The 13920-nt window shown below is 63.8% G+C and carries 15 protein-coding genes and 1 pseudogene; 11 read left to right on the top strand and 5 right to left on the bottom strand.

All coding sequences use genetic code 11. The features are described from left to right. Positions 1-515 precede the first annotated feature (515 nt). The 5 genes and pseudogenes from ispH (at position 516) to ACPUER_RS24010 (ending at position 4856) form a co-directional block, all read left to right on the top strand. A complete protein-coding gene (ispH, locus tag ACPUER_RS24030) occupies positions 516-1457 on the top strand; it encodes a 4-hydroxy-3-methylbut-2-enyl diphosphate reductase (protein ID WP_034181594.1) in 942 nt (313 codons plus the stop codon). Between the two features lie 12 nt (positions 1458-1469). Then, positions 1470-2630: an adenosyl-hopene transferase HpnH gene (gene hpnH / locus ACPUER_RS24025; protein ID WP_174379472.1), complete on the top strand. Its 1161-nt coding sequence runs from the start codon at positions 1470-1472 to the stop codon at positions 2628-2630. A 113-nt stretch (positions 2631-2743) separates the two neighbouring features. Further along, positions 2744-3065, top strand: a pseudogene (locus tag ACPUER_RS24020) (DOPA 4,5-dioxygenase family protein); the annotation flags it as partial. 886 nt (positions 3066-3951) lie between these two features. After that, on the top strand, positions 3952-4092 hold the full coding sequence (locus ACPUER_RS24015) for a hypothetical protein (protein ID WP_425132312.1): 141 nt from the start codon (positions 3952-3954) through the stop codon (positions 4090-4092). A gap of 413 nt (positions 4093-4505) precedes the next feature. Next, positions 4506-4856, top strand: coding sequence for a TolC family protein (locus tag ACPUER_RS24010; RefSeq protein ID WP_310136730.1), 351 nt, complete (start codon positions 4506-4508; stop codon positions 4854-4856). 201 nt (positions 4857-5057) lie between these two features. Here the strand turns inward: ACPUER_RS24010 and ACPUER_RS24005 are convergent, their stop codons facing one another. Together ACPUER_RS24005 and ACPUER_RS24000 are read right to left on the bottom strand one after the other, a co-directional pair. Next, a complete protein-coding gene (locus ACPUER_RS24005; protein ID WP_425132311.1) occupies positions 5058-5546 on the bottom strand; it encodes a hypothetical protein in 489 nt (162 codons plus the stop codon). A gap of 223 nt (positions 5547-5769) precedes the next feature. Beyond that, positions 5770-6147: a hypothetical protein gene (locus ACPUER_RS24000; protein ID WP_310136732.1), complete on the bottom strand. Its 378-nt coding sequence runs from the start codon at positions 6145-6147 to the stop codon at positions 5770-5772. 490 nt (positions 6148-6637) lie between these two features. Here ACPUER_RS24000 and ACPUER_RS23995 point away from each other — a divergent pair, with 490 nt between their 5' ends. Beyond that, positions 6638-6991, top strand: coding sequence for a DOPA 4,5-dioxygenase family protein (locus ACPUER_RS23995; RefSeq protein ID WP_072440019.1), 354 nt, complete (start codon positions 6638-6640; stop codon positions 6989-6991). A 119-nt stretch (positions 6992-7110) separates the two neighbouring features. Beyond that, complete coding sequence (locus tag ACPUER_RS23990; protein WP_175959950.1) at positions 7111-7542, top strand: nuclear transport factor 2 family protein; 432 nt, start codon at positions 7111-7113, stop codon at positions 7540-7542. A gap of 103 nt (positions 7543-7645) precedes the next feature. Here the strand turns inward: ACPUER_RS23990 and trhA are convergent, their stop codons facing one another. The 3 genes from trhA to ACPUER_RS23975 all read right to left on the bottom strand — a co-directional run bounded on the left by trhA (position 7646) and on the right by ACPUER_RS23975 (position 10760). Next, positions 7646-8266 carry a PAQR family membrane homeostasis protein TrhA gene (gene trhA, locus ACPUER_RS23985; RefSeq protein ID WP_175959949.1) on the bottom strand — a complete coding sequence of 207 codons (621 nt, stop codon included), beginning with the start codon at positions 8264-8266 and terminating at the stop codon, positions 7646-7648. Between the two features lie 196 nt (positions 8267-8462). Next, positions 8463-8669, bottom strand: a complete 207-nt coding sequence (locus ACPUER_RS23980; RefSeq protein WP_425132310.1) for a YbdD/YjiX family protein — start codon at positions 8667-8669, stop codon at positions 8463-8465. A 12-nt stretch (positions 8670-8681) separates the two neighbouring features. Beyond that, positions 8682-10760, bottom strand: coding sequence for a carbon starvation CstA family protein (locus tag ACPUER_RS23975; RefSeq protein WP_175959948.1), 2079 nt, complete (start codon positions 10758-10760; stop codon positions 8682-8684). A gap of 257 nt (positions 10761-11017) precedes the next feature. On the opposite strand from ACPUER_RS23975, the gene dapF reads away from it, so the two are divergent. The 4 genes from dapF (at position 11018) to ACPUER_RS23955 (ending at position 13829) form a co-directional block, all read left to right on the top strand. After that, positions 11018-11830: a diaminopimelate epimerase gene (gene dapF, locus ACPUER_RS23970; RefSeq protein ID WP_175959947.1), complete on the top strand. Its 813-nt coding sequence runs from the start codon at positions 11018-11020 to the stop codon at positions 11828-11830. Next, positions 11827-12705 carry an RNA polymerase sigma-70 factor gene (locus tag ACPUER_RS23965; protein ID WP_425132309.1) on the top strand — a complete coding sequence of 293 codons (879 nt, stop codon included), beginning with the start codon at positions 11827-11829 and terminating at the stop codon, positions 12703-12705. Before dapF ends, ACPUER_RS23965 begins: the two co-directional genes overlap by 4 nt. 162 nt (positions 12706-12867) lie before the next feature. Further along, positions 12868-13347, top strand: a complete 480-nt coding sequence (locus tag ACPUER_RS23960) for a carboxymuconolactone decarboxylase family protein (protein ID WP_425132308.1) — start codon at positions 12868-12870, stop codon at positions 13345-13347. Between the two features lie 77 nt (positions 13348-13424). Further along, complete coding sequence (locus ACPUER_RS23955) at positions 13425-13829, top strand: cupin domain-containing protein (protein ID WP_175959944.1); 405 nt, start codon at positions 13425-13427, stop codon at positions 13827-13829. Positions 13830-13920 lie beyond the last annotated feature (91 nt).

Here is a 13920-nt window from a genome sequence, read left to right as displayed (position 1 = left end):
CGTCGGGCGGCAGCGGCCGCGCCGGCACCGCGCGCCAGAAGCCGCCGCGCGCGACGAGCAGCACGATCCAGATCATCAGCGACAGGCCGGACACCAGGAAAGCGATCGCCAGCATCATCGGCGCGCCTCCGGCCGGACGCCGGCGTTTTGAATGGGGGTCAGGAACAAAACGCCCGAAACCGCTCGGGCGGCCGGGCAATACGCGTAAGAATCGACGGTCATCGAATGGCCTTGAAATGAGCGCGACGCCGGGCAGCCGGGGCGGCCGCCCGCGAAACCGCGTAGTTTACTGGGTTCCGCGCGCGCCAGCGCCGACGCGGCTCTCACGCAATTGCAACACGGAAGATACGGTACCAGAGCAAGGACTGCCCGATAGGGTTAAAATGCGCGATTAATTCGGGGTTCCGGGGCCTGGTCTGGCCGGTTCGTTCCTGCCTTCATAACTTCAAGCCGGGGCGATCGAGTTGGTGCCAGCTCTTCGAACCCCGGCGTCTGTCGTCGGAGTTCGCTCACTTATGCGAGTCATCCTTGCCCAGCCCCGCGGCTTTTGTGCGGGGGTTGTCCGTGCGATCGAGATCGTCGATCGCGCGCTGCAACAGCACGGCGCGCCGGTCTATGTGCGTCATGAGATCGTTCATAACCGGCATGTCGTCGAAAACCTGCGTAATAAAGGGGCACGATTCGTTGAGGAACTCGACGAGGTGCCGCACGGCGCTGTCGCGATCTTCAGCGCGCACGGTGTCGCCCAGACGGTCGAGCGCGACGCGGAAACGCGCGGGCTCGACGTGCTCGACGCGACCTGCCCGCTCGTCACGAAGGTGCACGTGCAGGGCCGCCAGTATGTCGCGGCGGGCCGCCGGCTGATCCTGATCGGCCACGCGGGCCACCCGGAAGTCGAGGGTACGATCGGCCAGATTCCGGCCGAGGTGATCCTCGTGCAGAGCGAAGCCGAAGTCGCGACGCTGACGCTGCCCGTCGATACGCCGGTCGCGTACATCACGCAGACCACGCTGTCGGTCGACGATACGCGCGGCATCATCGAAGCGCTGCAGCGCCGGTTCACCGACCTGGTCGGCCCGGACACGCGCGACATCTGCTATGCCACACAGAATCGCCAGGCCGCCGTGCGCGAGCTGAGCGAACAGGTTGACGTGCTGCTCGTCGTCGGCGCGACGAACAGCTCGAACTCGAACCGCCTGCGCGAGATCGGCACCGAAAGCGGTGTGCCGAGCTATCTCGTCGCCGACGGCTCGGAAGTGAAAGCCGAATGGTTTGCGGGCGTGCAGACGGTCGGCCTGACCGCCGGCGCGTCGGCGCCCGAAGAGATGGTCGAGGATGTAATCGGCGCGCTGCGCGCGCTGGGGCCCGTCGATGTCGCGACGATGGCGGGCCGTGAGGAAAAAGTCGAATTCAAGCTGCCGGCGAAGCTCACGCAAGCTGTCGCCCGCGAAGTTTAAGGAGGACATCCCTTGTCTATTCCGCTGCTCCAGCAAGTCCGTGTCGGCGCGTATATCGTGCGCCAGCACCTGTCCGGCAACAAACGCTATCCGCTCGCGCTGATGCTCGAGCCGCTGTTCCGCTGCAACCTCGCGTGCAACGGCTGCGGCAAGATCGATTATCCGGACCCGATCCTGAACCAGCGCCTGTCCGTCGAGGAATGCCTGCAGGCCGTCGACGAGTGCGGCGCGCCCGTCGTGTCGATCGCCGGCGGCGAACCGCTGCTCCACAAGGAGATGCCGGAAATCGTCAAGGGCATCATGAAGCGCAAGAAATTCGTGTACCTGTGCACGAACGCGCTGCTGATGGAAAAGAAGATGGACGACTACGAGCCGAGCCCGTATTTCGTCTGGTCGGTCCACCTCGACGGCGACCAGCAGGCGCACGATCACTCGGTGTCGCAGGAAGGCGTGTACGACAAGGCCGTCGCGGCGATCAAGGAAGCGAAGCGCCGCGGCTTCCGCGTGAACATCAACTGCACGCTGTTCAACGATGCGGTGCCCGAGCGCGTGGCGAAGTTCTTCGACACGCTGGGGCCGATCGGCGTCGACGGCATCACGGTGTCGCCGGGCTACGCGTACGAGCGCGCGCCGGATCAGCAGCACTTCCTGAACCGCGACAAGACGAAGAACCTGTTCCGCGAAATCCTGAAGCGCGGCGAAGGCGGCAAGCGCTGGTCGTTCAGCCAGTCGTCGCTGTTCCTCGACTTCCTGGCCGGCAACCAGACGTACAAGTGCACGCCGTGGGGCAACCCGGCGCGTACGGTGTTCGGCTGGCAGAAGCCGTGCTACCTGGTCGGCGAAGGTTACGTGAAGACCTTCAAGGAACTGATGGAAACGACCGAGTGGGACAACTACGGCGTCGGCAACTACGAGAAGTGCGCGGACTGCATGGTCCACTGCGGCTTCGAGGCCACGGCCGTGATGGACACGATCGCACATCCGCTGAAGGCGCTGCGCGTGAGCACGAAGGGCATCAAGACCGACGGCCCGTTCGCACCGGACATCTCGATCGCGAAGCAGCGTCCGGCCGAGTACGTATTCTCGCGCCACGTCGAGATCAAGCTCGAGGAAATCCAGCGCGCCGGCAAGGGCAAGCTGCAGAAGCCGGCGAAGCCGGCAACGGCGGCTTAAGCGCGCGCCGTCACGGCCTGACCGCCGCAACGGGCGTCACGGATTCGTTCCGTGACGCCCGTTTTTTTCTGAGGCGGGCAAGCAGGGCGCGTCCTTCACGTCAGAGAACCGCCATGTCCCTGCTCGATCCCGCCGCCATCGAAAGCTGGCACGCGCGCGCTTATTTCGATGCCGTCTAACGCGAGGCCGCGTGGGCCTTCTGCCTGTTCGTCGACCAGCAGGCGCGACCGTGCAACCCGGCCGCTTTCATGAGCACCCGGCCGGCCCGCATCCCGTCTGGTCATATCAGATCGCGCGCCCGAACGCTTCAATGACATCGTGGCCTGGCTCGTACTGAACCCGCGACTCGATATCTTCCTGCCCCTGAATACCGACGATGAACTTCGCGATCGTCGCGACTGTAATCGGAATCGGGCAAACCCATACGCATTATCTGGCTGGCTTGAACGATTGAACGAAGGGATGCGCTGCTGCGCGTCAGGGGCATCGGTGCTGCAACTGCGTACGCCGCCAATCACCTTACGCTCCACTTCCGCCGAACTACCAGCCCGCCCTTCATCGGGAATTCATAAAGCTGTCACCGGAACAATCGGCGGTCGGGCTTTGCGCAACGTGCCGATTTCGCTCGCTGAAACGTAATAAGGGAGCAAGCGGATACGTGCTCCCCGTTTGTACCAAAAGCCAGTCAATCGGCGCCGTAAGCGCACTTCCCGCTCACGCAATCGGTCCATGAAAGGCTGTCTGCTCCTTCGTGAAGTAGGTCGAATCCACCTCGACGAGCAACGACGTCGCCAATAATCCGCGCATTATCAATGCCCATATCGGACAAGTCACAAGCGATCGCTCGCCTCATACATTTAAGCCGGGTCCTATAGATTGCCGATGCCGCAGGTCGATCCAGACGATTCGCCCCTATTATTTGATAACGATCCCGTCCGCTCAATTCTCTCGCGATCCAATCCTCGCAACGCAAATAAAACAAAAATATCGCTCGTTCGGGCCAGCTTCACACATTCACATTCCGCAACATTTCAAAAAAAACATGTTGACAAAAAACATCCAGCTACTTAGGATTACTTAGTCAAATTAATTAAGCGCATGCCATTCCAGAAACCATCCATACCGCCAAGATATGTACCCAGACAAATCCGAAAAGTCGATCGATCTATCCATATCAAAAGACGACTTCTATAAGGACTATTTTGAGAAATACCCTTACCTCGCACGAAGAGCAATAACCAATGAGATCATAGGATGGTCGAAACTCGGCGATATCGTTTACGCATCCAATCCGGATCAATCATCAGAAATTCGGATTTTCATGAATGACCAGGTGCCGTTCATCCAGTATGCTGAAAAATATCAAGATTTGGATATCGTAAAATATCGCCTGCTCATTGATCGCGTGACGCACCTTTTATCTTCAGGTGCAACTATCGTGCTCAACGGGTTGGAACGTTGAAAATTTCCTTGTTTCACGAGGCCGCAAGGCTGTCATGACCGGGATCAATGATTCCAGCAATGGCGACGGCTAAAAGCAGCCCCGGGAGATTATTGTGTCCATTAGAACCCGACTTTCCTGGTACTTCGGCTTATTGCTGGTAGCGGCTGGCATCATTGGTCTCAGGAACTCAACGCTGACAGCAGCCTACCTATCAGCGACGCTGCACTACATATTTTCCGCTCCCATTTGGTCTCTGATTGGGAGATGGGCCGGCTGGAATCGAAAACTCGGAAATACGATATTCGGATTCCCGACTCAACTCATTTTACCAATTGCTACTATCACGGGAATCGCTCTGACCACGCTTTATGTCTTCCGAGGAAATACCATGCTAAGCAGTTTCTCCATCATGCTGTCACTCTATTCGATGGATGAATTCCTCGATCTGCGGGAAGCCTCCGAAACCAAGAAAATGTGACCGAACGTCATCCTCCGTCGCCATCTCGAGAAATTCCTCATATCTCGGCGCGCGCCACTGCAAGAAGATCGAGATCGAGGACAGAATCAATGCGAATGCATATCTGGCCTACCGCGCCGCCCTGGTACGCTACAAAAACGGCGTAGGTTCGATAGTGGAGTTACTGAAAAGCCAATCCGATCCGAACGACGCACGAAAAACCGTGATCAATGTCCTGAGGGACTGGGAGATGGCCAAGTTCCGTTTCTCGATCGATATCGGAAAGATCAGCTACGCAGGACAGTTCACCAAGCCACTTGACTGATGGACATCGCCCTTCACGCAAAGTCTGTCCTCTGAACCGCTCCGTCGCGCTTTTGTTTTAGGTGGCGCTTTCGAGCCGCGTTTTGCCGGTACTGTATGGTCGCGACAGCCATGCAATCGTCGACGCGACACGATGGCATCGGCCGCGCCGGTACGGCCGGCCCTGTCTCCTCCACTCTCCCTGCAAAACCGGCGCGTGGCACTACGCGACCAGCGATTCGGCCGCGTTCAGACGCATCTTCTCCGCCGCGCTCGCCACGAGTGCCAGCTGGCCGCTCGACGCGAACACGCAGACATGACGCCACAGCTCGGCGAGCCGATGCCGCGTGAGCGTCGCGACGCAGGTGTCGTGTGCCGCAAGCACGCGCTCGAGCACCGCGCATTCGTCGTCGCGCAGCACCCATGCACCGCTTTGCGCCGCGCGTGCCACGCCCGCATCGAGCGCGCGCTCCGCGTCGACGCACAGGTCGATGTCCGCGCCCCCGCGCACCGCATCGTCGATCGACAGGAACACCAGATAGACGCTCGTGCGCAACCGCATCAGCAGCGCCTCGTTGCCGTGTTCTCCGCGCAGCGCGACGAGCGCCATGTGGCATTTCAGCGAGATGTCGCGTGCATGCACGGGCGGCAGCGGCAGCAGCCACTCGCGGGTCAGCGGCACGTGGCGACGTTTCTTCCGGGTGGCCTTCATGATTCGCGCTCGCCCTCGGCAGCATCGCTCGCCGCGAAATCCGGCCACGCGGCGCGACACGCGGTCGTGCCGCGCCCCGCAGTGCGGTTGTCCTTCGCACGGCGCCGCGCGCCGTGCCCGTCGTTGCGTCGCGGCGTCGCTCGCGCATCCGGCAACCGGCGCGGTGCCGACGCGCGCGCGACGTTGGCGGATCGAAGCTGGCAAGCCATGCTCGTCTGCCGCATCAGAACGTGTTCTCGCCCTTCAGGTAGTACGCGGTCTTCACGAAGAACGCCTTGACCGGATGGCCGCCCTGCACGTCGCGCGCGACGCGCGCTTCCATCGCGGCCCGCTCTTCGCGCGACCGGTCAGGCACCGGATTGCGGACACGTTCGAGCGCACGCTGCATCGCAAGCGGATAGTTCTGGTTGCCGGCCGTCGTCGCGCGATAGCCGGCACGGGTCATCTGCATCAGTTGCGCGTCGGTTTCGGCGCGCGCCGCCGACCAACTCAGCCGCGCGGCATTCGACTGCCAGTCGGAACCGGCCGACTGCGCAAAACTGACGGCGGGCAGCGCAACGAGTGCGCAGGAAAGAACAGCAACGGGAACGAGGGATCGCATGGTGGCCTCCAGATGGTTGTCCCCGCATCGATCGCGATCGTCGATGCGTTGAAACCATCGTATGTCGCGCCGCATTCCGCTTGAATAGCCGATTTCGCAATTGATATTTTCAGCCTTGCATTCGGCGTGCGATCTGCGTCATTCCCCCATCCCGCCGAAACGGAATTTCTTTATTTCATTCAACTGCCTGATTGCATTTTTCCGGTTGCCTCAAAGCACGCTCGCACCGCTTTTTCAATTTCCGAAATGACGTGTTGCCTGTGCCACCCCGGCCAGCGCACGTGCCGGCGCGGCTTCCGGCGTGACATCGCGCATGCCGATACCTCAAGCCCGGTTTCATCGGATCAAACGGTTCTTCTGATACAGGACAAATCATCCGCTTCGGATTGCCGGATCGCGACACGACGCACACGGCAAGGACGCGCGATAATCACGCATCGGCCGTTTCGCACGGCGCCTCATGCATTCCCCTTTTTTATCGAGTCCTTCCATGGCTGCCCTCGACACTACCGCCATCGACAGTTGGCACGCACACGTCTATTTCGATGCAGCCAGCCGCGACGCGGCCTGGGCGTTTCGCCAGGTCGTCGACGAACGGTTCGGCGCGGTCATCGAACTCGGCCGCTTTCACGAACGCCTCGTCGGCCCGCATCCGGCCTGGTCGTACCAGATCGCATTCGACGCCGCGCGATTCGACGACATCGTGCCGTGGCTCGTGCTGAACCACGGCGCGCTCGATATCTTCCTGCATCCGAATACCGGCGACGACCTGCGCGACCATCGCGATTGCGCGGTGTGGATCGGCAAATCCTATGTGCTGAATCTCGACGCGCTGGCCGGATAAGGTCTGACGCGCGGCCGCCTTCAACCAGGGCCGCATCCACGTTTCGGGCCGACGTGAAACGTCTTGCGGCGTCGCGCCCATACAGTGGGTTCCGTTATCGACACTTCAGGGAATCCGCCATGACACACGCCGACGCCGATGCCCGGCGCATCCATGAAGGCTGGCACGCCGCCGTCGTCGCTCGCGACTTCGATGCGCTGATGTCGCTGTACGCGGACGACGCGGTGCTCGAAACGCCGCTCGCCGTCGTCACGCTGCCCGACCACGGCTCGGGCGTGCTGCATGGCAAGGCCGCGATCGGCGAGTTCTTCGCGGCCGGCCTGCGCAATCCGGGCAACAGGCTCGGACGCTGGTACCGGACCGGGTTGTTCTTCTCGAACGGCCGCCAGCTCACATGGGAATATCCGCGCGAAACGCCGGAAGGCGACCAGGTCGATCTCGTCGAGGTGATGGATCTGCGCGACGGGCTGATCGCGCATCATCGCGTTTACTGGGGATGGGTCGGCTTTCTCGCGCTGCAAGCCGCAACGCCGACGCCCGACCGCGCCTGACGGCCGCCGGCGAGCGGGCCGCGGCCATGACCGCCGCGCGCCGACAGCGCATTCCCCGGACGCGCCCGTTGCGCGTCGTCACCGTGTCAACGCCGCCTTCCGCTCACGCCACATACATCGCGACACTGACGAACTGGCACAGGCTGCCGCCCAGCACGAAAAGGTGCCAGATACCGTGCCCGTGACGGATGCGTTCGTCGTTGATGAAGAAGTAAATCCCGGCACTGTAGATCACGCCGCCGGCCACGAGCCACGCGGTGCCCACCGGCGGCAGCGCATGGATCAGCGGGCGCACCGCGACGAGCGCGAGCCAGCCCATCAGCACGTACAGGATCATCGACAGCATGCGTGTGCGCCGCCCGAGCGTCAGTTCCTGCACGATGCCCAGCACGGCGAGCCCCCAGCTCACGCCGAACAGCGACCAGCCCCACGGGCCGCGCAACGTGACCAGCGTAAACGGCGTGTAGCTGCCGGCGATCAGCAGGTAGATCGCCGAATGGTCGCATTTCTGCAGGATCGCTTTCAGGCGCGGGTTGCGCACGCTGTGGTACAGCGTCGAGATCGCGTAGAGCAGGATCAGCATCGCGCCGTACACGCTGAAGCTCACCACCTTGTACGGGTCGCCTTCGAGCGCGCCCATCGTCACGAGCGCCACGAGGCCCGCCACCGACAGCACCGCGCCGACGAGATGGGAAATGCTGTTGAAACGCTCACCGACATGCACGACGTGTTCTCCTGCGGGTCCATCGGGGAAAAATGAGTTCTATGATACCGGCCGCCGGACGTTGCCGTGCTGCGCGCCGGCAAACGACGCGGCGATATCCGCGACAGTCGCGCCGTCTGCCCCGCCAAAGAAAAAGCGCCGCGAAATCCATCGCGGCGCTTCCTTGTAAATCACCGAACCGTTTCACCGGCCCGGTTCAGCAGCACTTCCCTGCTCCCGACCCGTACCGCGCATTCTGACGCTCGCGGAAAAATTCCTCGTACGTCATCGGCGCGCGGTCCGGATGGGTTTCGCGCATGTGCGCGACGTAGGTGTCGTAGTCGGGCAGGCCGACCATCAGCCGCAACGCCTGCCCGAGGTAACGCCCCGCGCTGCGCAGGTCGCCGCCAAGATCGCTGAACATCGCGGCCTCCCCTTAACGTCCGCTGCCGAGCGCCTGCGCGGCCGGCATCGCTTCGTACGGCGTCTCGCGCACGGTCGGCTTCGACTCGCGGCGCGCGCGCAGCACGGCGATCACGCCGTACACCGCGATGCTGATGACGACGAAGATGAACAGCCCGGCCAGCGCCGCATCGATGTAGTCGTTGAAGATGATCCGCTTCATCTGTGCGATCGACTTGGCCGGCGCGAGCACCTTGCCTTCGTCCACCGCGGCCTGCAGCTTCGCGGCGTGCGAGAGGAAGCTGACCTTCGGGTTCGCATCGAAAATCTTCTGCCAGCCGGCCGTCAGCGTGCAGATCAGCAGCCATGCCGTCGGCACGATCGTCACCCATGCATAGCGCTCGCGCTTCATCTTGAACAGCACGACGGTGCCGAGCACCAGCGCGATCGCGGCGAGCATCTGGTTCGAGATGCCGAACAGCGGCCACAGCGTGTTGATGCCACCGAGCGGATCGACCACGCCCTGGTACAGGAAGTAGCCCCACGCGGCCACGCACAGCCCGGTGGCGACCAGGTTCGCGGGCAGCGACTCGGTGCGCTTGAGCGCCGGGTGGAACGTGCCGAGCAGATCCTGCAGCATGAAGCGGCCCGCGCGCGTGCCGGCATCGACGGCCGTCAGGATGAACAGCGCCTCGAACAGGATCGCGAAGTGATACCAGAACGCCATCATCGCTTCGCCGCCGATCACCTGGTGCAGGATGTGCGCCATGCCGACGGCCAGCGTCGGCGCGCCGCCCGCGCGCGCGATGATCGTCGTTTCACCGACGGCCTTCGCGGTCTGCGTCAGCATGTCGGGCGTCAGCACGAAGCCCCACTGCGTGACCGTGTTCGCGACGGCTTCCGGCGTCGAGCCGAGCACGGCGGCCGGCGCGTTCATCGCGAAGTAGATGCCCGGCTCGATCACGCACGCGGCGACCAGCGCCATGATCGCGACGAACGATTCCATCAGCATCGCGCCGTAACCGATGAAGCGCGCGTTGGTTTCGTTGTCGATCAGCTTCGGCGTCGTGCCCGACGAGATCAGCGCGTGGAAGCCCGACACCGCGCCGCACGCGATCGTGATGAACAGGAACGGGAACAGGTTGCCCGACCATACCGGGCCCGTGCCGTCGACGAACTTCGTCAGCGCGGGCATCTTCAGTTCCGGCGCGACGACCAGGATGCCGATCGCGAGGCCCAGGATCGTGCCGATCTTCAGGAACGTCGACAGGTAGTCGCGCGGCGCGAGCAGCAGCCACACCGGCAGCACCGATGCGACGAAGCCATAGCCGATCAGGATCCACGTGAGCTGCGTGCCGCTGAACGTGAACCATGCGGCGAGCGCGGGCGAATCGTGCACGGTCTGGCCGAACGCGATCGACGCCATCAGCAGCACGAAGCCGATGATCGACACTTCGCCGATGCGGCCCGGACGGATGTAGCGCGTATAGACGCCCATGAACAGCGCGATCGGAATCGTCGCGGCGACGGTGAACGTGCCCCACGGCGAATTGGTCAGCGCCTTCACGACGATCAGCGCGAGCACCGCGAGGATGATCACCATGATCAGGAACGCGCCGAACAGCGCGATCACGCCGGGCACCGTACCGAGCTCCATCTTGACGAGATCGCCGAGCGAGCGGCCGTCGCGGCGCGTCGAGATGAACAGCACGATGAAGTCCTGCACCGCGCCGGCGAACACGACGCCGGCCAGGATCCACAGCATGCCAGGCGTGTAGCCCATCTGCGCGGCGAGCACGGGCCCGACGAGCGGCCCCGCGCCGGCGATCGCGGCGAAGTGATGGCCGAACAGCACGTACTTGTTGGTCGGCACGTAGTCGAGGCCGTCGTTGTACTTGACCGCCGGCGTCATCCGCAGCCCGTCAAGCTGCATGACCTTGCTGGCGATGAAACGGCTGTAGAAGCGATACGCGATCAGATACACGCAGACAGCTGCGATCACGATCCAGAGGGCACTCACGCGCTCGCCGTGCGCGAGTGCGATCGTTCCGAACGAGAACGCGCCGAGCAGCGCGACCGCGATCCAGAGCAGGGTACTGGAAGCCCGATTCATGGCGTCTCCTGGTCTCCAATGTGGTTTTGATGGCATGCGGCGAAGTGGCCGCACACGCGTGACGTCGATGCGTCGTGCCACGGTCTTGCAAAGGCCGCGACAATGGGCCGTAGTATTCCGTGCGACGGGGGCGGCTTACAAGCGGATAACTACGTATGCGGGGCTACGTAAAATTACGTAGACGCGCGCACCGTCCGCGATTGATCGCGCCCGGCAAGCCACGTACAGTGTTGGCGTGCCTCGATTCCGGAACCGCCATGCCGATCCGATTTCAGAAGATGAACGCGAATGGCGACGACTTCGTCGTCGTCGACCTGCGCGGCCAGGATCAGGCTCAAGCACACGCGATCGACCGCGACCTCGTCCGGCACATGGGCGACCGGCATCGCGGCATCGGCTTCAACCAGCTCGCGGTGCTATCGGACTGCGACGACGCGGCGGCCCGCGTCGCGTTCTGGAACCCCGACGGCTCGATGCTCGATACCTGCGGCAGCGCGACGCGCGGCGTCGCGTGGAAGGTGATGCGGGAAACCGGCGCGGCGTCGGTCGTGCTGCGCACCAACCGCGGGCGCCTGCTCTGTTCGCACGATGCGCATGGGCTGATCACGGTGGAGATGGGCACACCGCGCATCGGCTGGCAGGACGTGCCCGTCGCCGAAGCCGTCGACACGCTCGCCCTTCCGCTGCCCGGCGCACCGGCCGCGTGCAGCATGGGCAATCCGCACTGCACGTTCTTCGTCGACGATCTCGGTACGGTCGATGTCGAAGCGCTCGGCCCGGCAATCGAAACGCATCCGCTGTTTCCGCTGAAGACCAACGTGCATTTCGTTCAGGTCGTCAGCCGCTCGCATATCCGCCTGCGCATCTGGGAGCGCGGCGGCGGCGTGCCGCTCGGTTCGGGCTCGTGTTCGTGCGGCGCGGCGGTCAACGGCATCCGGCGCGGGCTGCTCGACCACACGGTGCGGGTGGAATGCGACGGCGGCGACGTCGCCGTTCAATGGGACGGCACCGGCAGCGTGTTCCTGAGCGGGCCGGTCTCGTTCGGTTTCGACGGGGTGTGGACTGCATGAACGACGACACCCGAACCTTCGACGCGCTGCGCCCGCGCCTGCAGAAGATCGCCTACCGGATGCTCGGCTCCGTCGCGGACGCGGAGGACATCGTGCAGGACGTCTGGCTGCGCTGGCACGAAGCGGCACGCGACGAAATCGAGAACGGCGAGGCGTGGCTGGTCGCGGTCACGACGCGGATCGCGATCGACCGCCTGCGAGCGGCGAAAATCCGGCGCGAGCAATACACGGGTATCTGGCTGCCGGAGCCCGAGCTCGGCGAATCGCCGGCGACGCCCGAGGAATTGACGGAGCGCGCGAACGACGTGTCGGTCGCGTTCCTGCTGCTGCTCGAGCGCCTGACGCCGGAAGCGCGCGCGGCCTTCCTGCTGCGCGAAGTGTTCGACGTCGACTACGACCAGATCGCCGATGCAATCGGCAAATCCGAAGCCGCGTGCCGGCAACTCGTCAGCCGCGCGAAGGCCCAGTTGCGCGACGACGGCCGGCCGCGTTACGCGGTGCCTCGCGAAACGCACCGGCAATTGCTGCAGACGTTCTCGCACGCGCTCGCGCAAGGCGACTTCCCGTCGATCCAGGCGCTGCTCGCGGAAGACTCGATGCTGATCGGCGACGGCGGCGGCAAGGTCCAGAGTTTCCCGAAACCGATGGTCGGCGGCCGCCGCATCGCACAGCTGTTCTACGCGACATGGCTGCGCTGCGGCAGCGGCGTCGAGATGCGAACGGTCGTGCTGAACGACGAATGGGCGATGCTGCGCTTCATCGCCGGGCAGCTCGAATCCGCGATGTCGTTCGAGACGGACGGCACGCGGATCGTCCGGATCCTCGTGCAGCGCAACCCCGACAAGCTTGCGCGGATCGCTGCCGCGTGCGCGTGACGCACGCCCCGCTCGCCGATTGGTGCGCCGCCGGCAACACGATGCGTCACCTTGCGTGTCTACCGGGACGGACGCCGTACTCCTAAGATGATTCGGCGCGGCGCAATGCCGCCTCCGACGCCCGCGAACCGCGGGCGATTCTCTTCGTCGCCAGGAGAAATCATGACGCAACGTCTCAACTACATGCATCAATCGCCCGAGCTGTTCAGGCAATTCCTCGAGTTCAGCAACCTGCTGCGCGACAGCACGATCGAGGAATCGATCCGCGATCTCGTGTCCGCGCGCGTATCGCAAATCAACGGCTGCGCATTCTGTCTCGACATGCATGTGAAGGAAGCGCGCCTCCACGGCGAGCGCGAACTGCGCCTTCATCATCTCGCGACGTGGCGCGAATCGACGCTCTTCTCGCCGCGCGAGCGGGCCGCGCTTGCATGGGCCGAAGTACTGACGAAGCTGCCCGAGCATGGCGTGCCGGACGACGTCTACGACCGGGTGCGCGGCCAACTGTCCGAGAAGGAACTGTCGGACCTGACGTTCGAAGTCATGGCGATCAACGGCTGGAACCGCGCGAACGTGGCATTCCGCACCGCACCGGGCTCGGCCGACAAGGCATTCGGCCTCGACAAGGCGAATCTCGCCTGACGCCCGCGCCCGGCCCGGGCCACCGCCCGCCTTCGCCGCCGGCCGCCCGCCGGCGGCACTCACCGGAAACCCTCCCCATGATTCGCTTGAAACATGCATACGCGGCCGCGCTCGTCGTCGCGGGCGCAACCGCCGGCGCTGCCCATGCGGCGCCCTCCGCCATCGTCACGCCGCTCATGACGAAGCCGCTCGACGCGTATCCGGGCAAGGAAGCGCTGATGATCTCCGTCGAATACCCGCCCGGCGCGGTCGACCCCGTCCACCGCCACCATGCGCCTGCGTTCGTCTATGTGGTCGAGGGCTCGATCGTGATGCAGGTGAAGGGCGGCGAGCCCGTCACGCTGAAGCCAGGCCAGACGTTCTACGAGGGCCCGAACGACCTGCACACGGTCGGCCGTAACGCGAGCCGCACGAAACCCGCGAAGTTCATCGTGCTGCTGCTGAAGGACAAGGGCGCGCCGGTGCTCGTGCCTGAGCGATAACCCGCTCGCCCGCCGCCGCCGCCTTTCTTGAAAAATGCGACGGACGGTGTCACAGGCGGCAGCGCCGAAACGTCTAGTCGCATACGGACAC

It is taken from the genome of Burkholderia sp. DN3021, assembly GCF_049805555.1.
Lineage (GTDB): Bacteria > Pseudomonadota > Gammaproteobacteria > Burkholderiales > Burkholderiaceae > Burkholderia > Burkholderia pyrrocinia_C.
The sequence above is the reverse complement of the archived record's forward strand: the minus strand, read 5'-3'. Positions and strand labels throughout refer to the sequence as shown.